This window comes from Nocardioides panacisoli, assembly GCF_039537325.1.
GTDB lineage: Bacteria > Actinomycetota > Actinomycetes > Propionibacteriales > Nocardioidaceae > Nocardioides > Nocardioides panacisoli.
Map to the genome: position 1 here is coordinate 99,081 of NZ_BAABAH010000003.1, position 19,038 is coordinate 118,118.

Consider the following 19,038-nt stretch of genomic DNA (forward strand, 5'->3'; position numbering starts at 1 on the left):
TTCACGCCTCCCCCTGGATGGTCGCGATGACGGAGTCGAGTTCGTCGGGCTTGACGAGGACGTCGCGTGCCTTGGAACCCTCGCTGGGTCCGACCACGCCACGGCTCTCGAGGATGTCCATCAGCCGGCCGGCCTTGGCGAAGCCGACCCGCAGCTTGCGCTGCAGCATCGAGGTCGACCCGAACTGGGTCGAGACGATCAGCTCGATCGCCTGGACCACCAGGTCGAGGTCGTCGCCGATGTCGTCGTCGAGGACCTTGTTGCTCTGCTGCGGGGCAGTCACGTCCTCGCGGTAGGTCGGCTGCAGCTGGGTCTTGCAGTGCTTGACGACCTGCGCGACCTCGCTCTCGTTGACCCACGACCCCTGGACCCGGATCGGCTTGGACGCACCCATCGGCAGGAACAGACCGTCGCCCTGGCCGACCAGCTTCTCGGCGCCCGGCTGGTCGAGGATGACCCGGCTGTCGGTCACCGACGAGGTCGCGAACGCCAGCCGCGACGGGACGTTGGCCTTGATCAGGCCGGTGACGACGTCGACGGACGGCCGCTGCGTGGCGAGCACGAGGTGGATGCCCGCGGCGCGTGCGAGCTGGGTGATCCGGACGACGGAGTCCTCGACGTCACGCGGCGCCACCATCATCAGGTCGGCGAGCTCGTCGACGATCACCAGCAGGTAGGGGTACGGCGTCAGCACCCGCTCGCTGGCGGCGGGCACCTCGACCTTGCCCGAGCGGACGGCCTTGTTGAAGTCGTCGATGTGCCGGAAGCCGAAGTTGGCCAGGTCGTCGTAGCGCATGTCCATCTCGCGCACGACCCACTGCAGCGCCTCGGCGGCCTTCTTGGGATTGGTGATGATCGGGGTGATCAGGTGCGGCACGCCCTCGTAGGCGGTGAGCTCGACCCGCTTCGGGTCGACCATGATCATCCGCACCTCGTCGGGCGTGGCCCGCATCAGCACCGAGGTGATCATCGAGTTGATGAAGCTCGACTTTCCGGAGCCGGTGGCTCCGGCGACCAGCAGGTGCGGCATCTTCGCGAGGTTCGCCACGACGAAGCCGCCCTCGACGTCCTTGCCGAGGCCGGCCACCATCGGATGGTGGTTGTTGCGGGCCGCGTTGGACCGCAGCACGTCACCGAGGGAGACGATCTCCTTGTCCACGTTCGGGATCTCGACGCCGACCGCCGACTTGCCGGGGATCGGGCTGAGGATCATCACCTCCGACGTCGCGACGGCGTAGGCGATGTTCCGCGTGATGTTCGTGATCTTCTCGACCTTGACGCCCGTGCCGAGCTCGATCTCGTAGCGGGTCACCGTCGGACCGCGGGTGTAGCCGGTCACCTGTGCGTCGATCGCGAACTCGTCGAGGACGGCCTGCAGGCGCGCGACGACGTCGTCGCTGGCCTTGGACCGGGCCCTGTGGGGGTCGCCCGCCTTGAGCACCGCCGCGTCGGGCAGCGAGTAGACGACGTCGCCGGACAGCTCCAGCTGCTCGACGCGCTGCGGCAGCGGGGTGTGCGGCGGGGGCTCCATCTCGCCGGTCGGCTCGTCGTCGGCCACCAGCGCGGCGGGCACGGGCTCCGGGTCCACGAGCGGGATGTCGATCGGCTCGAGGAGCTCCATGCTCTCCTCGGGGTCGGCCGGCGGCTTGCGCTTCCTGCGGCTCTTCTTGTCCTCGAGCAGAGGCGTGTCGTAGGCCGGGTCGCCGGTGGGCCCGAAGGTGTCGTCGAGCGCCCGGCCGCGCATCGGCCGGGTGGGGTCCGCGTCGTCGACGGCGGGCCGGCCGAGCAGCAGGTCGCCCAGGGCGTGCAGCTTGTCCGGGACCCGGTAGAGCGGCGTCGCGGTGATCACGAGCACGCCGAAGAAGGCGACCAGCAGCAGGATCGGCACGACGACGTACGCCGACCGCAGCAGGTCGAGCAGCAGCGCAGAGACGACGTACCCGATCGCTCCCCCACCGTCACGGAGGACGGTGGTGTCGCCGTTGACCGGCTCGGGGCTGCCGTTCGCGATGTGCACGATGCCGAGCAGCCCGAAGGCGAAAGCCGTCCAGCCGATCATCTGGCGGCCGACCGGGCCGTTCTGCACCGGGTCGCGCATCACCCGCCACGCGGCGAGCAGGACGAGCAGGGGCACCAGCCAGCCGACCTTCCCGACCGTGCCGGAGACCGCGGCACGCACGAACGCCATCAGCCCGCCGGGCACCTCGAACCAGATCGCAGCGGCGACGACGAGGGCGAGCGCGACCAGCAGCAGGCCGGCGCCGTCGCGGCGCTGCTCCGGCTCGATGTCGCGGGCGCCTCCGACGATCGAGCGGACCAGGGCGCCGACGCCGTGCGCCACGGCGAGCCACACCGCGGCGACGCCACGACCGAGGGCACCGAACGCGCGGGCCACCGGACCGGGGCCGCTGCGGACCGCGCGGGGTGCCGGACGGCGCGAGGAGCCGGACCTGCCCTTGGTCGAGCGGGCAGGTGCTCTCTTCGTCGTACTCCGGGAACGCGAGCTGGTGGTCTTCCTCGCGCCGCTCGACGAGCTGCGGTTGGAGGACGTGGTCCGGCTTCGCGACCCCGGCGGGGAAGACGTACGGGTCGCCATGGTGAACAACCTACCCACGGATCACACCAGTCACAGGCACCACACGAGCGTGTCTCCCGCGCGGCTTTCCCGCCCGTTGACCCGTGGCACAGATCACTCCTAGGGTTTCGGGACGGTGCGCTCCCCTTGGTCGCACTCCTCGCAATTCATAAATGTGAAGGGGCTTCTCGGTGAAGATTCTCTCTCGAGGCCGGAGCGTCGCTCTCGGTCTCGCCCTCGTTGCCGCCGGCCTGGCGGCACCACCGGCGTTGTCCGCGTCGGCCGCTCCCGCGGCCAAGCCGGACCCCAACCTGGTCAGCAAGATGAGGAGCGTCGCCTCGGGCAGCGTCGCACTCCGCGCGAACCCGGCGACCGGTGACGTGGGCTTCGCCCGCGCCACGGGCACGAACGCCGACCTGTTGCCCGGCGTCAGTGCCGAGGACCGGCAGGGCGCGATCGACAAGGCGACGACGTACCTACGGCGCTACGCCACGGTCTTCGGTGCCCGTGCCGACGAGCTCAAGCAGTCGGGCGTCTACGCCGACCAGGCCGGTTACTCGATCTCCTTCTCGCAGTCCTACCGGGGCGTCCCCGTGTTCGGGGCCGAGCTCAAGGCGCACGTCGACCGGCAGGGCGACCTGACCTCGGTCAACGGCTACGCCGCTCCGCACCTGTCGCTCTCGACGACCCCGAAGGTCTCGGAGAGCGACGCCAGCGCGCGGGCGCTCACCATGGTGAAGGCCCAGCCGGCCGGCTACGAGGACGGCGGCCCCGCCAACTACAAGCAGGGCCTCACCGTCCGCGACATCAAGCTGATGGTCTACCGGACCGGATCCACCCGCGGCATCGACGGGGAAGCGAAGCTCGCGTGGGTCGCCGAGGTCTGGAACAAGAACAACATCCGCGAGATGGTCGTCCTCGACGCCGCCACCGGGAAGTACCTCAACCGGTGGTCGATGATGACCGACGACCTCGACCGGACGCTGGTCGAGGCGAACGGCTCGGACGACCCGAGCACGTTCACCGAGGTCTGGCACGAGGGCGACCCGTTCCCGGACGGCCTCGACCAGGACCAGCAGAACGAGGTGCTCGGCACGGCCGAGGCCTACTGGATGTTCCGCAACACCTTCGGCCGGGACTCCTACGACGGCAAGGGCCACCCGATGACGACCGTCAACAACGACGGCCGGATCGACTGCCCCAACGCCAACTGGAACGGCCAGACGACCAACTACTGCAACGGCGTCAGCAGCGACGACACGGTCGCCCACGAGTGGGCGCACGCCTACACGGAGTACACCTCGGGGCTGATCTACCAGTGGCAGCCCGGTGCGATGAACGAGGCCTACTCCGACATCTGGGGCGAGACCGTCGACATGCTGAACAACCGCTTCAACGACAAGGGCGAGACGCAGGCCGACCCGATCAAGCGGACGCCGGGCACGTGCTCCAACTACACGCGCTCGCCGATCGCCGTCTCGATCACCGCTCCCGCCGAGATCGCCGGTGACTGCCAGGCGGCGCCGGCCAGCTTCGGACCGGTCATCACCCAGACGCCGCTGACCGTCCAGGTGGTCGTCGGCGCCGACGCCGACACCGACGGACCGGACAACGACCCGATCGCCAACGACACCACCACCAACGGCTGCGACCCGCTCGACAACGCGGCCGAGGTCGCCGGCAACTGGGTCTTCGTCGACCGCGGTTTCTGCACGTTCGCGGTCAAGATCGCGAACGCGGAGGACGCCGGGGCCGAGGGCATCGTCATCGGCGACAACCGCGAGGAGCCGCCGTTCAGCGTCGCCGGCGAGTCGTCGCTCTACGGGATCATGGTCGACCAGGCCAGCGGCACGAAGATCAAGAGCGTGCCCGGCCCGGTGACGCTCAAGGTGAACGCCCAGCCGGCCGACACCGACGACACCTACCGCTGGCTGTCGGGCGAGAACGACCCTGCCTTCGGCGGCGCGATCCGCGACATGTGGAGCCCGAACTGCTACGGCGACCCCGGCCGCGTGTCGGACGAGGAGTACATCTGCGACGGCTCCGACGACCACGGCGGCGTGCACACCAACTCGGGCATCGTGAACCGGACCTACGCCATCCTGGTCGACGGCTACGCCCCGGGGAACGTCACCGGGATCGGCTTGGACAAGGCGGCCAACCTGTTCTGGCACACGCAGACCAACTACCTGACGCCGGTGTCCGGCTTCAAGGACCTGGCCGACGGCCTGGAGGCCTCGTGCGCCGACCTGACCGGCAAGGCGATCAACAAGGTCACGCTGGGCAACCCGCAGCGGGCCGACGAGGCGGACGGTCAGGCGACCGCTCCCCCCGCGGCCAAGATCAAGGCGGCGGACTGCACCCAGGTGGCGAACGCGGTCAAGGTGACCCAGCTGCGGAAGAACCCGGTCCAGTGCAACTTCCAGCCGATGCTGGAGAAGGGCACGGTCTCCTGCGGAAAGCAGTTCAAGACCAAGACCGTCTGGTCGGAGGACTTCGAGCACGGACTCGGGAACTGGACCAAGGACGCGGAGTTCTTCGTCAACGGGAACCCGCCGACGACGACCACTGACCCGTCCGGCGACTACCCGGGCGGCCACACCTCGCACCCGTGGAAGGTGACCAAGGACCTGCCGCCGGTCACGGATCTGCCGGGCGGCGCCGGGACGCACCCGAAGTCGAAGGTGGCCTTCGGCGCCGATCCGACGACGGGCAGCTGCGCGTTCGACGCGGACGACGAGTCCTCCCGCGACGGGCTGATCAGCCCGGAGGTCACCGTGCCGGGCGGGTTCCAGCCGCGGCTGTCCTTCGCCCACTACGTCGCCACGGAGCAGGGCTTCGACGGCGGCAACGTGAAGATCAGCATCAACGGGGACCCCTTCGAGATGATCCCCGCCGACGCGTGGGTGCTGAACGGCCCGGGTGCGACGCTCGCCAGCGTCGCCGAGGGCAACACCGACCCGATGGCCGGCGAGGCCGCGTTCACCGGCACCGACGGTGGCGAGGTCACCGGCTCGTGGGGCACCTCCGTGGTCAACCTGGCCAAGGCCGGAGCGAAGAAGGGCGACGTCGTCCAGTTCCGCTTCGACATGGGCCGGGACGGCTGCAACGGCGTCGACGGCTGGTACATCGACGACGTGGCGGTGCAGGTCTGCAAGGAGGTGTCGCGCAAGGCGGCTCGCCTGACGACGGACGAGTAGCTACAGCAACGAGGAGGGCCCCCACCGGATCTCCGGTGGGGGCCCTCCCCCGTGGTCGGCGGTCGTCAGGCCTCGACGACGACCGGGATGATCATCGGGCGCGCTCGGTGCTTCTGGCTGACCCAGCGGCCGATGACGCGTCGTACGGTCTGCTGGAGCTGGTAGGCGTCGGTGTTGCCCTCGGCGATCGCAGCGTCCAGCGCCTCGGTGATCGGGCCCTTGATCTCGTCGAACGAGGAGTCGGACCAGGCGTGGCCGCGAGCGTGGATCTCGGGGCCTGCGGAGACCTTCCCGCTGACCGAGTCGACGACCACGATCACCGAGATGAAGCCCTCCTCGCCGAGGATCCGCCGGTCCTTGAGCTCGGACTCGGTGACGTCGCCGACCGACTGGCCGTCGACGAAGACGTAGCCGCAGTCGACCTTGCCGACGACCGAGGCGCGCCCGTCGACCAGGTCGACCACCACGCCGTCCTCGGCGTAGACGACGTTCTCGACGCCGGTCGCCTTGGCGAGCTCGCCGTTGGCGAGCATGTGCCGGATCTCGCCGTGCACGGGCAGGACGTTGCGCGGCTTGACGATGTTGTAGCAGTAGAGCAGCTCGCCGGCGCTGGCGTGGCCGCTGACGTGCACGAGCGCGTTGCCCTTGTGCACGACCTTGGCGCCGTGGCGGGCCAGGCCGTTGATCACGCGGTAGACGGCGTTCTCGTTGCCGGGGATCAGGCTCGAGGCGAGGATGACGGTGTCGCCCTCCTCGAGGTGCACGAAGTTGTGGCTGCGCTGGGCGATCCGGGACAGCGCGCTGAGCGGCTCGCCCTGGGAGCCGGTCGAGATCAGCACCTGGCGCTCCGGCGGCAGCTCGGCGAGCTCCTTGGCGTCGACCATGACGCCCGGCGGGACCGTGAGGTAGCCGAGGTCGCGGGCGATGCCCATGTTGCGCACCATCGACCGCCCGACGTAGGCGACCTTGCGGTCGTGCTTGACCGCGGCGTCGAGCGCCTGCTGCACGCGGTGCACGTGGGAGGCGAAGCACGCGACGATGATGCGCTGCTTGGACTCGAGGAAGACCTGCTCGAGGACCGGCCCGATCTTCTTCTCCTGGGTGGTGAACCCGGGGACCTCGGCGTTGGTGGAGTCGACGAGGAACAGGTCCACGCCCTCCTCGCCGAGGCGCGCGAAGGCGCGCAGGTCGGTGATCCGGCCGTCCAGCGGCAGCTGGTCCATCTTGAAGTCGCCGGTGTGCAGCACCATCCCGGCACCGGTGCGGATCGCGACGGCCAGCGCGTCGGGGATCGAGTGGTTGACGGCCACGAACTCCAAGTCGAAGGGGCCGAAGGAGATACGGTCGCCCTCCTTGACCGTGTGGTGGACGGTCTGCCGGAGCCGGTGCTCGCGGATCTTGGAGTTCACCAGCGCGAGGGTCAGCTCGGAGCCGACGAGCGGGATGTCCTCGCGCTCGCGGAGGAGGTACGGCGTCGCGCCGATGTGGTCCTCGTGGCCGTGCGTGAGCACCAGCGCCTCGACCTGGTCGAGGCGGTCCCGGATGGCGGTGAAGTCCGGCAGGATCAGGTCGACACCGGGGTGCGAGTCGTCCGGGAACAGCACGCCGCAGTCGACGATCAGCAGCCGGCCGGCGTACTCGAAGACGGTCATGTTGCGGCCGACCTCGCCGAGGCCGCCGAGGGGGATCACGCGGAGTCCGCCCGCGGGCAGCTCCGGGGGCGAGCCGAGCTCGGGGTGCGGGTGGCTCACCGGGCGACGTCCCCGGCCAGCTCGATGCCGGCGGCCACGAGGCCGTCGCGCAGCGCGGCGAGCTCCTCGTCGTCGAGCTCGACCAGCGGGGAGCGGACGTGGCGGTTGTCGAGCACCCCGACCAGCTGCAGCGCCGCCTTCGCAGCGGTGGCGCCGTAGTTGGGCACCCCCATGATCGCGTCGATGGCGGGCAGCATGCCGGCGAAGGTGTCGAGCGCGGCGGCTGGATCGCCGTGATGGAACTCGTCGTACATCTGGCGGAGCCGGTCTCCGACGACGTGGCCGGCGACCGAGACGAACCCGGCGGCGCCGTGCGCGAGCCAGGCCAGGTTGTTGACGTCGTCGCCCGAGTAGACCGCGAGCCCGAGGTCGGTCAGCCGCACGCCGCGCGCCATGTCGCCCACGGCGTCCTTCACGGCGACGACCTGCTCCCAGGAGGCCGCGGCCTGGTAGGTCTCGAGAGCGATCTGGGTGCCGGTGCGACCCGGGACGTCGTAGAGCATCACCGGGAGCTCGGCCGCGTCGACGACCTGCCGGAAGTGGTTCAGCACCCCGCGCTGGCCGGGCTTGTTGTAGTAGGGCGTGACGAGCAGCACGCCGTCCGCGCCGACCTTCTGGGCCTGCTGGGCGAGCCAGATCGACGTGCTGGTGTCGTTGGTGCCGATGCCGGCGACCAGCTTGGCGCTGCCGCCCACCGCGTCCTTGACGGCCGCGAGGATCTCGCCGTCCTCCTCCTTGGTGGTGGTCGGCGACTCCCCCGTCGTCCCCGAGACGACGAGTCCGTCGTGACCGTGGTCGACCAGGTGCTGGGCGACCTTCTGCACGCCCTCGAAGTCGACCGAGCCGTCCTCGTGGAACGGCGTCACCATCGCGGTCAGCACGGTGCCGAAGGGCGCAGCAGTCATGGGTGGCAGCCTATCGCCACCGGTCAGCCGAGCTGCGGCATGACCTCCGCGGCGACCAGCCTGAGGTGGTCGAGGTCGGACACGTCGAGCGTCTGCAGGTAGATCCGCTCAGCCCCGATCTCCGCGTAGGCGCGGATCCGCTCGACGGCTTCGTCCGGCGTGCCGGCGACGCCGTGCTCGCGGAGCTCCTCCACCTCGCGGCCGATCGCCTCGGCGCGGCGCCGGACCTCGGCCTCGTCCGCGCCGACGCACAGGACCAGCGCGTTGGACCGGACCACCGACTCCGGGTCGCGGTCGATCTCCTCGCACGCCCGCCGGACCCGCTCGAACTGGGTGCGGGTGGTCTCGAGATCGGCGAAGGGCAGGTTGAACTCGTCCGCGAACCGCGCGGCGAGCGCCGGGGTCTTCCGCGCACCGAGGCCGCCCACCAGCACCGGCGGGCCGCCGGCGTGACCGCCGTCCTGCGCGGGCTTCGGCAGCGCGGGCGAGTCGGACAGCTGGTAGTGGCTGCCCGCGAAGTCGTAGGTGTCCCCCACCTTCGTGGACCAGAGGCCGGTGATCAGCTCCAGCTGCTCGGCGTACCGCTCGAAGCGCTCGCGGGTGTCCGGGAACGGGATGCCGTAGGCGGTGTGCTCCTGCTCGAACCAGCCCGCGCCGATGCCGAGCTCGACCCGGCCGCCGCTCATCTGGTCGACCTGCGCCACCTGGATCGCGAGGACCCCGGGATGGCGGAACGTCGCGCTGGTCATCATCGAGCCGAGCCGGATCGTCGACGTCTCCCTCGCCAGCCCTGCGAGGGTCGTCCAGGTGTCCGTCGGCCCGGGGCGTCCGTCGCCGCCCATGGCCAGGTAGTGGTCGGAGCGGAAGAACGCCCCGAAGCCGAGCTCCTCGGCCGTCCGGGCGACCTGGAGGAGGTCGTCGTACGTCGCGCCCTGTTGCGGCTCGGTGAACACCCGCAGCTCCACTGTCATGCGTCCACCTTCTCAGGCCGCTCCAGAGACGGTCCGATGGTGGTACGACTGGCACATGGACGCTCTGCGCGCCGCGGCCGCGGCGGCTCTCGAGTACGCCGCGACGGTCGACGCCCGTCCCGCCTACCCGGCCTCCGACGCGATCGCCGGCCTCGCCGCGTTCGACGAGCCGATGCCGGAGACGGGGGCCGACGTGGCCGACACCCTCCGGCTGCTCGACCGGGCCGGGTCGCCCGCGACCGTCGCGAGCACCGGCGACCGCTACTTCGGCTTCGTAGTGGGCGGTGTGCACCCCGCGGCTCTGGGCGCAGCCTGGCTGGCCGACGCGTGGGACCAGAACGCCGCCCTGCCGGTGATGTCGCCGGTGGCCGCCCGGCTGCACGACGTCGTGCGCGGCTGGCTCGTCGATCTCCTGCACCTGCCGCCGACGACCGGCGTCGTGTTCACCACCGGCGCGACCGTGGCCAACGCGACCTGCCTGGCTGCGGCCCGGGACGCACTCCTCGAACGCGAGGGCTGGGACGTCCAGGCGGACGGGCTGTTCGGCGCGCCGCCGGTCACCGTCGTGGTCGGTGCCCACCGGCACTCCACGCTCTCGAAGTCCCTCGGCCTGGTCGGCCTGGGGCGGCGGCGGGTGGTCGAGGTGCCCGCCGACGACGAGGGTCGGCTGCGGGCCGAGCGTCTGCCTGACGTGACCGGTCCGGTCCTGGTGTGCGCCCAGGCCGGGGAGGTCAACAGCGGCGCGTTCGACCCGTTCGACGCCATCGCCGACTGGGCGGCGGGGCGGGACGCGTGGCTGCACGTCGACGGCGCGTTCGGGCTGTGGGCGCTCGCCGACCCCTCCCGCGCGGAGCTGGTGGCCGGCCTCGATCGCGCGGACTCCTGGGCGACCGACGGACACAAGTGGCTCAACGTCACCTACGACTGCGGCATCGCCTTCGTGCGTGATCCGGCCGCGCTGCGCCGTACGTTCACCGCCGTCGCGGGCTACCTGCCTGGGGACGACGCGGCGTTCGAGGCGATGCACCACACGCCGCAGTCGTCGCAGCGCGCCCGGCAGGTCGAGGTCTGGGCAGTGCTGCGCGCCCTGGGGCGGGCCGGCGTCGCCGACCTCGTCCGGCGCACCAGCGACACCGCCCGCGCCGTGGCGGACCGGCTCCGTGCCGGCGGTGTGGACGTGCTCAACGAGGTCGTCCTCAACCAGGTCCTCGTGCGCCTCGACGACGAGGCGGCGACGGCCGCGCTGGTCGCGGCCGTCCAGGCCGACGGCCGGCTCTGGTGCGGAGCGACCCAGTGGCACGGCCGCACGGCGATGCGGATCAGCGTCTCGTCGTGGAAGTCCTCGCCGGCCGACGCCGAGGACATCGCAGCAGTCGTCCTGGAGTGCGCGGACCGCGCCCGGACCCGCTGAGGCTCAGCCGCCGGTGGTCTCGGCGCCGCCGCAGCCGAACGCGCGCTCGAGCGTGACGATCGTGAAGCCGTCGCGGGGCTCCCGGCTCACCTCGCGCCACCGCTGCCGACTGAAGGCCGGGTAGTGGGTGTCGCCGGCCGGCCGGAGCGGGATCTCGCTGATGACCTGCTCGTCGGCGTAGGGCAGCGCGGCGGCGTAGACCGCCGCTCCCCCGCCGATCATCACCTGGCGCTCGGGCGGCTGGCCGGCGAGCACCTGGTCGGCCAGCTCGAGCGCCTCGGGCACGCTGTGCGCGACCTGCACGCCGTCGGCCGTCCACGACCTGCTGGTCGTGAGGACGATCGTGGTGCGGCCGGGGAGCGGCCGGCCGATCCCCTCGTGGGTGGTGCGACCGAGGACGAGGACGTGACCGGTGGTGGTGGCCTTGAAGTGCGCGAAGTCCTCGGGCAGGTGCCACGGGATGTTCGCCTCGGAGCCGATGACGCCGTTCTCCGCCACGGCGGCCACCATCGTGACGCGCCTGCCGCCAGGGGTCATACGGCGATCGGGGCCTTGATGCCGGGGTGCGGGTCGTAGCCGTCGACGCGGATGTGCTCGAGGTCGAAGCCGTCGATCTCGGTCACGCTCGGGTCGAGCCACAACGTCGGCAGCGGCCGCGGCTCGCGGGTGAGCTGGAGCCGCGCCTGCTCGAGGTGGTTGGTGTAGAGGTGGGCGTCGCCGAGGGTGTGCACGAAGTCGCCGACCCCCAGCCCGGTCACCTGGGCGACCATGTGCGTGAGCAGCGCGTAGGAGGCGATGTTGAACGGCACGCCGAGGAACACGTCGGCCGAGCGCTGGTAGAGCTGGCAGGAGAGACGGGAGACGCCGTCGACCCCTGTGCTCACGTAGAACTGGAACAGGCTGTGGCACGGCGCGAGCGCCATCTCCGGGATGTCGGCGGGGTTCCAGGCCGAGACGATGTGGCGGCGGCTGTCGGGGTTGCGCCGGATCTCGTCGACGACCTGGGCGAGCTGGTCGATGTGCCGGCCGTCCGGGGTCGGCCAGGATCGCCACTGCGCGCCGTAGACCGGCCCCAGGTCGCCGTTCTCGTCGGCCCACTCGTCCCAGATCGTGATGCCGCGGTCCTGCAGCCACTTCACGTTGGTGTCGCCGCGCAGGAACCAGAGCAGCTCGCCGAAGACCGACCGGGTGTGGATCTTCTTCGTGGTGACCAGAGGGAAGCCCGCGCGCAGGTCGAAGCGCATCTGGTGGCCGAAGACCGACAGCGTGCCGGTCCCGGTGCGGTCGCCCTTCTCGACACCCTCGTCGAGGATCCGCTGCATCAGGTCCAGGTACTGCCGCACGCCCTCACCCTAGAGGTTCGGGCCGACGCATCAGGAGAGGCTCACGCGCTGAGCGACATCGGCCCGTAGACCTCGCGGTCGACCTCGAAGAGGGTCACCTGCGCGACCCCGGCCTCCTTCAAGTCCGGCCAGGACTCACCGATCCAGGACTCGGCGTCGGCCTGGCTGGCGAAGCGCTGGCCGGCGTGCTCGTCGGCGGCGGCGCCCGACAGCTTGACCTCACCACCGGAGGCGTCCTCCAGGCGCCACCACCAGGGGCGCTCGGTGGGGGTCGGCTGCCGGAAGATCGGCGGGGGCTCGGGAAGGTTCATGTCACGACTCTCGCACCGAGGTGTCGACGAACGGCGGCTTGACGACCTGGAACACCTCGCGCCGCCCGCGTACGTCGACGCTCACCTCGGCCTCCTCGTTGACCATCGACGCGACCAGGGCCAGGCCGATGCCCTGCTTCAGGGTCGGCGAGAAGGTGCCCGAGGTGACCTCGCCGAGCAGCACGTCGGGGGACAGCGAGATCGACATGTGCGGGCGCGGGATCGCGCGGCCGGTGGCCTTGATCCCGACCAGCTTGCGCCGCGCGCCGCGCTCCCTCTCGGCGACGACCTTGTCCCGGCCCCAGAACGCGGGCTTCTTCCAGCCCACCGCCCAGCCCAGCCGCGCCTCGTTCGGGGTGACCGTCGGCCCGATGTCCTGACCGTGCAGCGGGTAGCCCATCTCGGTGCGCAGCGTGTCGCGGGCGCCGAGCCCCGCGGGGGTGAGGTCGTAGGCCGCCCCGGCGCTCATCACCGCGTCCCACAGCTGCGCCGCGACCTCCGCGGGAGCGATCAGCTCGTAGCCGCGCTCGCCGGTGTAGCCGGTGCGGCACACGACGACGGGTGAGCCGGCGAATTCGGTCTCGACGAACGTGAGGTAGTCGTGCCCGACCGGCAGCCCGGCCGCGGCGAGCACCTCGTCGGACTTCGTGCCCTGCACGGCGAGCACGACGAAGTCGGCGTGGTGGTTCAGGACCTCGACGCCGTCGGGTGCCGCGGCCTCGAGCCGCCGGTGCACCTCGGCGTTGTTGGCTGCGTTGGGCACCAGCAGCACGTGGTCGTGGTCGTGGAAGTAGCTGAAGATGTCGTCGACGATCCCGCCGGTCTCGTCGTCGAGGCAGAGGGTGTACTGCGCCCGACCGGGACCGATCCGGCCGAGGTCGTTGCTGAGCGTCGCGTTCACGAACTCCGCCGCACCCGGGCCGCGGACCGTGACCTTGCCGAGGTGGCTCACGTCGAAGATCCCGACGCCGGTCCGGACCGCTGTGTGCTCCTTGACGACGCCGCCGCCGGCGTACTCCAGCGGCATCAGCCAGCCGCCGAACTCGGCGAACTTCGCGCCGAGCGCCTCGTGTCGCTCGTGCAGCGGGGAACGGCGCAGGGCGGTAGAGGCATCGACCATGCGGCCGAATCTATGCCATCGAGCTCCGCGACTATCCTGCGCCGGTGACGTCGTACGTGCTCCGCTCCGCCAGCCCCGCGAAGACCCGTGCGGAGGCGGTCGTGGTCGGCGTGGTGCCCGGCGACGAGGGCTCGAGCGGCGGTGCCGGGCTCGCCGCCGGGGCCGAGGACGTCGCGTCGGCGTACGGCCGCAGGCTGCGCGGGCTGCTGGCGACGGTCGGGGCGACGGGCCGGGCCGGCGAGGTGGTCAAGGTGCCGACGTCGGGCACGATCGCGTCGCCGCTCCTGGTGCTCGTCGGCCTCGGCACGCAGGACCCCGGTCCCGCGGACGTACGCCGAGCCGCGGGCGCGGCCGCGCGGACGGTCACGAACGCGGCCTCGGTCGCGCTCGCCCTGCCCGCGGACACCCCCGACCTGGTCGGCGCCGTCGTCGACGGCTACCGCCTCGGCGGCTACGCGTTCGCCGGCTACAAGGCCGCCGCCAGGGACACCGCGCCCGCCGAGGTCGTCGTGCTGAGCCCCGCCGCCCGCCGCAAGGAGGCCGTCGTCGCGTTCGAGGAGGCGGAGGTGGTCGCCGAGGCGGTGGCCACGGCGCGCGACTGGGTCAACACTCCGCCGGTCGACCTGACGCCGCCCGAGCTCGCCGACCGGATCGTCGCCGCGGTCGGCGCCACCAGCAAGCGGCTCAAGGGCACAGGCCTCGCGGTCACGGTCGAGGTCCTGGACGAGGACCGGCTCGCCGAGCTCGGCTGCGGCGGGATCCTCGCGGTCGGCGCGGGTTCCGAGGCGCCGCCGCGGCTGGTCGAGATCGGCTACGCGCCCGAGGGCGCCACGACGCACCTGGCGCTGGTCGGCAAGGGCATCACGTTCGACGCCGGCGGCCTGACCATCAAGCCTGCGGCGAGCATGCCGACGACCAAGGACGACATGGCCGGCGCGGCTGCGGTCGTGCAGGCGACCCTCGCGATCGCGCTGCTCGGCCTGCCCGTGCGCGTGTCGGCGTACGCCGCCCTCGCGGAGAACATGATCAGCGGCGCGGCGATGCGGCCGGGTGACGTCGTCACGACGTACGCCGGCACGACGGTCGAGGTCACCAACACCGACGCGGAGGGGCGGCTGGTGCTCGCCGACGCGCTCGGCCGCGCGGTCGAGAGCGCACCCGACCTCGTCGTCGACGTCGCCACCCTCACCGCCCACATGACGTCCGCGCTGGGCGACCGGCTCGCCGGCGTGATGGGCAGCGACGAGGTGGTCGACCGCGTCCTCGCGGCCGCCGAGGCCGCGGGTGAGGACATGTGGCCGATGCCGATCCCCGAGGTGATGGAGGAGCGGCTCCACGCGTCCGCCATCGCGGACCTGCTCCAGCACGACTGGGTGCGCTGGGGCGGCGCGCTGTACGCCGCGGCGTTCGTGCGGGCGTTCACCGGCGGTCTGCCGTGGGCCCACCTCGACATCGCCGGCACGGCGTACAACCGGGGCGGCCCGACCGGGCACTGGCCGGCCGGCGCGACGGGCTACGGCGTCTCGACGCTCGTCGAGCTCGCCCGGAGCCTCACTGCTCCTGCGGACGAGCCTGACCCGCCTGTTTCTGCGCCTTCCTGACCCGGGAGTTGTAGTCGCGCATCCGCTGCGGCACCCCGACGACCGCGGCATCGTAGGACGGGACCTGGTGCCGGTTGCAGAAGTCGTGCGCCCACTGCACGCCCGGCACCCGGCGGCGCGTCCACTCGCCGTCGTGCGCGACCAGCAGCAGGGTCACGTCGCTGACCGCGGTCCGCGGCTCGACGAAGCCCTCGACGCCGCGGTGCGAGCCGACCCATCCGTTCAGGTGCTCCTCGTCCGCACGGTCGGCCGCGCGCACCCGCGTCGACCCGGTCCGGGCGGCGTCCTTCGCCGGTCGTCGCATCTTGGTCCGCGATCGGCGGAAACGGTCCCACAACGCCATGCCCCCAGTGTGCCGCACGATGGTCGAGGTGACCGGCTGGTAACCGCAGGGCGTTGCGTGGGTCACTCGGCGTGATGCAAGGATGGGACGCATGGCCCAGCCCCCCGTCGACAGCGACGTCGACGTCGTCATCCTCGGCGCGGGATCAGGCGGCTACGCGTGTGCGCTCCGCGCCGCCCAGCTCGGCCTCTCGGTCGTCCTGGTCGAGCAGGACAAGCTCGGCGGCACCTGCCTGCACGTCGGTTGCATCCCCACCAAGGCGCTGCTGCACGCGGCCGAGCTCGCCGACGGCGCTCGTGAGTCCGAGCAGTTCGGCGTCCGCGCGACCTTCGAGGGCGTCGACGCCGACCGGGTGGTGGCCTACGCCGACGGCGTGGTGGGACGGCTGCACAAGGGCCTCACCGGGCTGATCGGGAGCCGCGGCATCACCGTGGTCTCCGGTGCCGGCACCCTGACCGGCCCCCACGAGGTCACCGTCGACGGGACGGCCTACCGCGGCCGCAACGTCGTCCTCGCGACCGGCTCGGAGCCCCGGCTGCTGCCCGGCATCGAGGTCGACGGCACCCGGATCCTCACCTCCGACCACGCGCTGCGGCTCGACCCGCTGCCGTCCTCGGCGATCGTGCTGGGGGGCGGCGTGATCGGCTGCGAGTTCGCCAGCCTGTGGCGCAGCTTCGGCATCGAGGTGACCGTCGTCGAGGCGCTCCCCCGCCTGGTGCCGCCGGAGGACGCCGCGTCGTCGGCGGCCCTGCAGCGCGCGTTCCGCAAGCGCGGGATCGACGTGCGGACCGGCGCGACGGTCGAGTCGGCGAAGGCGACCGACACCGGCGTCGAGGTCGTCACCGGGGACGCCACCCTGACCGCCGACGTCCTGCTGGTGGCCGTCGGACGGGCGCCGCGGACCGAGGGACTCGGGTACGCCGAGCAGGGCGTCACCCTGGAACGCGGCTTCGTGGTCGTCGACGAGCGCTGCGCGACGGGTGTCGACGGTGTGTGGGCGGTCGGCGACATCGTGCCGGGTCTCCAGCTCGCGCACCGCGGGTTCCAGCAGGGCATCTATGTCGCCGAGCAGATCGCGGGCCTCGTCCCCCGGCCGATCGACGAGCGCGGCATCCCGCGGGTGACCTACAGCCGGCCCGAGGTCGCCTCGGTCGGCATCACCGAGGAGCAGGCCGTCGCCGAGCACGGCGCGGACGGCGTACGCACGCTGACCTACGACCTCGCCGGCAACGGGCGCAGCCAGATCCTCAAGACCCAGGGCTTCGTGAAGCTGGTCCGCAAGGTCGATGGGCCCGTCCTCGGCATCCACCTGGTCGGCGACCGGGTCGGAGAGCTGATCGGCGAGGCCCAGCTGATCTACGGCTGGGAGGCGCACCCCGAGGACGTCGCTCCGCTCGTGCACGCCCACCCGACGCAGAACGAGGCCCTCGGCGAGGCGCACCTTGCCCTCGCCGGCAAACCGCTGCACACCCACGACTGACCCGTCGTCACCAGAACCCTGAACCTGATCCCGAACCTGATCCACCGCACCGACAGGAAGCGAAGAGGAATCCATGGCCACCGAAGTCAACCTCCCCGCACTCGGCGAGTCCGTCACCGAGGGCACCGTCACCCGCTGGCTCAAGCAGGTCGGCGACCAGGTCGCCGTCGACGAGCCGCTGCTGGAGGTCTCGACCGACAAGGTCGACACCGAGATCCCCTCGCCCGTCGCCGGCACCCTGCTGGAGATCAAGGCGAACGAGGACGACACGGTCGAGGTCGGCGCGGTGCTCGCCGTGATCGGTGACGAGGGCGAGGGCGGCGGGGACTCCTCCGGTGGCGAGTCGTCCGGCGAGGAGTCGTCCGAGGACGAGGGCGCGGCCCAGGAGGAGGTCGAGCCGCCCGCCCAGGAGCAGACCAGCCAGGAGCAGCAGCCCGCCGCCGCGGAGCAGCCCGCGACGGAGGAGCCCGAGGAGGAGCAGGAGCCCGCCACGGAGTCGGGTCAGTCCGACCAGTCGGGTGGGTCCGGCGGGTCCGGTGGGTCCGGTGGTGGCGAGAGCACCCCGGTGACCCTGCCGGCGCTCGGTGAGTCCGTCACCGAGGGCACGGTCACCCGCTGGCTCAAGCAGGTCGGCGACGAGGTCGCCGTCGACGAGCCGCTGCTGGAGGTCTCGACCGACAAGGTCGACACCGAGATCCCCTCGCCGGTCGCCGGCACCCTGCTCGAGATCAAGGCCGCCGAGGACGAGACCGTCGAGGTCGGCGCGGAGCTCGCGATCATCGGATCCGGCCAGCCCGCGGAGCAGAAGTCCGAGCCCGAGCCGGAGCCGGAGTCCGAGCCCGAGCCGGAGCCGGAGCCGGAGCAGAAGTCCGAGCCCGAGCCGGAGCCGGAGCAGAAGTCCGAGCCCGAGCCGGAGCCTGAGCCGGAGCAGAAGTCCGAGCCGGCACCGCAGCAGCAGAGCCAGCCCCGGCAGCAGGCTCAGCAGCAGGGATCGGGTGACGGCGCCGGCTACGTCACGCCGCTGGTGCGCAAGCTCGCCGCCCAGCACGACGTCGACCTCGCCTCCGTCACCGGCTCCGGGGTCGGCGGCCGGATCCGCAAGCAGGACGTGCTCGACGCGGCCGCCGCCAAGCAGCAGCCCGCCGCGCCGGCACCGGCCGCGAGCTCGGCCCCGGCCGCAGCGGCTCCGCAGGCGGGGCAGCCGACGTCGACGACACCCTCGCCGCTGCGCGGTCAGACCGTCCCGGTCAGCCGGCTGCGCAAGATCATCGCGCAGCGGATGGTCGAGTCCCTGCAGGCCTCGGCGCAGCTCACCCAGGTCGTGGAGATCGACGTGACCCGGGTGGCGCGGCTGCGTGAGAGCGTCAAGGAGGACTTCCTCGCACGTGAGGGCGTCAAGCTCTCCTACCTGCCGTTCTTCGCCAAGGCGGCGATCGACTCGCTCAAGGAGCACCCGTCGCTCAACGCGACGATCGACACCGAGAAGGGCGAGATCACCTACTACGACCGCGAGAACGTCGCCTTCGCGGTCGACACGGAGAAGGGCCTGATCACGCCGGTGATCAAGGAGGCGGGCGACCTGTCGGTCTCCGGCCTCGCCAAGAAGATCGCCGACATCGCCGAGCGCACCCGCACGAACAAGATCGGCCCCGACGAGCTGTCCGGCGGCACCTTCACGATCACCAACCTCGGCAGCGTCGGCGCCCTGTGGGACACGCCGATCATCAACCAGCCGCAGGTCGCGATCCTCGGTCCCGGCACGGTCGTGAAGCGCCCCGTCGTCATCGACGACCCGCAGCTGGGCGAGACGATCGCCGTACGCCACATGGTCTACTTCGCGCTCACCTACGACCACCGCCTGGTCGACGGCGCCGACGCCGGCCGGTTCCTGCAGGCGGTCAAGCGCCGCCTCGAGGCCGGTCAGTTCGAGGTCTGAGCCCAGCGACCCTCCGAGGAACGAGGAGGGTCGCGTCGGGCGAAGAGGTTGAGGAGGCGGAGCTCTCCCGCCGCGAAGCGGCGGGAGAGCG

General features: G+C 71.7%; 14 protein-coding genes. 5 read left to right on the plus strand and 9 right to left on the minus strand.

Going from position 1 to position 19,038, the window contains the following annotated elements:
* Position 1: 1 nt before the first annotated feature.
* Complete coding sequence (locus ABD709_RS05840; protein ID WP_344773258.1) at positions 2-2,596, minus strand: DNA translocase FtsK; 2,595 nt, start codon at positions 2,594-2,596, stop codon at positions 2-4.
* A gap of 170 nt (positions 2,597-2,766) precedes the next feature.
* On the opposite strand from ABD709_RS05840, the gene ABD709_RS05845 reads away from it, so the two are divergent.
* Complete coding sequence (locus ABD709_RS05845) at positions 2,767-5,775, plus strand: M4 family metallopeptidase (RefSeq protein ID WP_344773260.1); 3,009 nt, start codon at positions 2,767-2,769, stop codon at positions 5,773-5,775.
* A 65-nt stretch (positions 5,776-5,840) separates the two neighbouring features.
* Here the strand turns inward: ABD709_RS05845 and ABD709_RS05850 are convergent, their stop codons facing one another.
* Genes ABD709_RS05850 through ABD709_RS05860 form a run of 3 tightly spaced genes read right to left on the minus strand, consistent with a single transcriptional unit; the run spans position 5,841 to position 9,402 of the window.
* Positions 5,841-7,526 (minus strand): ribonuclease J, encoded by a 1,686-nt coding sequence (locus ABD709_RS05850; RefSeq protein WP_344773262.1) that lies wholly within the window; start codon positions 7,524-7,526, stop codon positions 5,841-5,843.
* Entirely contained in the window at positions 7,523-8,431 is a 909-nt protein-coding gene (dapA, locus tag ABD709_RS05855; protein ID WP_344773264.1) for a 4-hydroxy-tetrahydrodipicolinate synthase, read from the minus strand. Before dapA ends, ABD709_RS05850 begins: the two co-directional genes overlap by 4 nt.
* A 23-nt stretch (positions 8,432-8,454) precedes the next feature.
* Positions 8,455-9,402, minus strand: coding sequence for an LLM class F420-dependent oxidoreductase (locus ABD709_RS05860; RefSeq protein ID WP_344773266.1), 948 nt, complete (start codon positions 9,400-9,402; stop codon positions 8,455-8,457).
* A 55-nt stretch (positions 9,403-9,457) separates the two neighbouring features.
* On the opposite strand from ABD709_RS05860, the gene ABD709_RS05865 reads away from it, so the two are divergent.
* Positions 9,458-10,813 carry a pyridoxal phosphate-dependent decarboxylase family protein gene (locus tag ABD709_RS05865; protein WP_344773268.1) on the plus strand — a complete coding sequence of 452 codons (1,356 nt, stop codon included), beginning with the start codon at positions 9,458-9,460 and terminating at the stop codon, positions 10,811-10,813.
* A 3-nt stretch (positions 10,814-10,816) separates the two neighbouring features.
* Here the strand turns inward: ABD709_RS05865 and ABD709_RS05870 are convergent, their stop codons facing one another.
* Genes ABD709_RS05870 through gcvT form a run of 4 tightly spaced genes read right to left on the minus strand, consistent with a single transcriptional unit; the run spans position 10,817 to position 13,587 of the window.
* Entirely contained in the window at positions 10,817-11,323 is a 507-nt protein-coding gene (locus ABD709_RS05870; RefSeq protein WP_344773270.1) for a dihydrofolate reductase, read from the minus strand.
* Positions 11,324-11,346: 23 nt separating this feature from the next.
* Positions 11,347-12,156 (minus strand): thymidylate synthase, encoded by an 810-nt coding sequence (locus ABD709_RS05875; protein WP_344773272.1) that lies wholly within the window; start codon positions 12,154-12,156, stop codon positions 11,347-11,349.
* A gap of 41 nt (positions 12,157-12,197) precedes the next feature.
* Entirely contained in the window at positions 12,198-12,467 is a 270-nt protein-coding gene (locus tag ABD709_RS05880) for a hypothetical protein (protein ID WP_344773274.1), read from the minus strand.
* Position 12,468: 1 nt separating this feature from the next.
* The gene (gcvT, locus tag ABD709_RS05885; RefSeq protein WP_344773276.1) at positions 12,469-13,587 is read right to left on the minus strand and encodes a glycine cleavage system aminomethyltransferase GcvT; all 1,119 of its coding nucleotides are present in this window, start codon (positions 13,585-13,587) and stop codon (positions 12,469-12,471) included.
* 44 nt (positions 13,588-13,631) lie between these two features.
* Between gcvT and ABD709_RS05890 the strand changes: the two genes are divergently transcribed.
* Positions 13,632-15,188, plus strand: coding sequence for a leucyl aminopeptidase (locus tag ABD709_RS05890; RefSeq protein WP_344773278.1), 1,557 nt, complete (start codon positions 13,632-13,634; stop codon positions 15,186-15,188).
* Here the strand turns inward: ABD709_RS05890 and ABD709_RS05895 are convergent.
* On the minus strand, positions 15,139-15,531 hold the full coding sequence (locus tag ABD709_RS05895; protein ID WP_344773280.1) for a hypothetical protein: 393 nt from the start codon (positions 15,529-15,531) through the stop codon (positions 15,139-15,141). The genes ABD709_RS05890 and ABD709_RS05895 overlap by 50 nt on opposite strands.
* Before the next feature lie 91 nt (positions 15,532-15,622).
* On the opposite strand from ABD709_RS05895, the gene lpdA reads away from it, so the two are divergent.
* Both lpdA and sucB read left to right on the plus strand, forming a co-directional pair.
* Positions 15,623-17,011: a dihydrolipoyl dehydrogenase gene (gene lpdA, locus ABD709_RS05900; RefSeq protein ID WP_344773282.1), complete on the plus strand. Its 1,389-nt coding sequence runs from the start codon at positions 15,623-15,625 to the stop codon at positions 17,009-17,011.
* A 73-nt stretch (positions 17,012-17,084) separates the two neighbouring features.
* A complete protein-coding gene (gene sucB / locus ABD709_RS05905) occupies positions 17,085-18,947 on the plus strand; it encodes a 2-oxoglutarate dehydrogenase, E2 component, dihydrolipoamide succinyltransferase (protein ID WP_344773284.1) in 1,863 nt (620 codons plus the stop codon).
* The last annotated feature ends 91 nt before the right edge of the window (positions 18,948-19,038 follow it).

What these genes read in the sequence shown, in the direction of transcription:
- ABD709_RS05840 (WP_344773258.1), bottom strand. Translation starts at nt 2,596, where the DNA reads ATGGCGACCCGTACGTCTTCCCCGCCGGGGTCGCGAAGCCGGACCACG.
- dapA (WP_344773264.1), bottom strand. Translation starts at nt 8,431, where the DNA reads ATGACTGCTGCGCCCTTCGGCACCGTGCTGACCGCGATGGTGACGCCG.
- ABD709_RS05860 (WP_344773266.1), bottom strand. Translation starts at nt 9,402, where the DNA reads ATGACAGTGGAGCTGCGGGTGTTCACCGAGCCGCAACAGGGCGCGACG.
- ABD709_RS05865 (WP_344773268.1), top strand. Translation starts at nt 9,458, where the DNA reads ATGGACGCTCTGCGCGCCGCGGCCGCGGCGGCTCTCGAGTACGCCGCG.
- ABD709_RS05870 (WP_344773270.1), bottom strand. Translation starts at nt 11,323, where the DNA reads ATGGTGGCCGCCGTGGCGGAGAACGGCGTCATCGGCTCCGAGGCGAAC.
- ABD709_RS05880 (WP_344773274.1), bottom strand. Translation starts at nt 12,467, where the DNA reads ATGAACCTTCCCGAGCCCCCGCCGATCTTCCGGCAGCCGACCCCCACC.
- gcvT (WP_344773276.1), bottom strand. Translation starts at nt 13,587, where the DNA reads ATGGTCGATGCCTCTACCGCCCTGCGCCGTTCCCCGCTGCACGAGCGA.
- ABD709_RS05895 (WP_344773280.1), bottom strand. Translation starts at nt 15,531, where the DNA reads ATGGCGTTGTGGGACCGTTTCCGCCGATCGCGGACCAAGATGCGACGA.
- lpdA (WP_344773282.1), top strand. Translation starts at nt 15,623, where the DNA reads ATGGCCCAGCCCCCCGTCGACAGCGACGTCGACGTCGTCATCCTCGGC.
- sucB (WP_344773284.1), top strand. Translation starts at nt 17,085, where the DNA reads ATGGCCACCGAAGTCAACCTCCCCGCACTCGGCGAGTCCGTCACCGAG.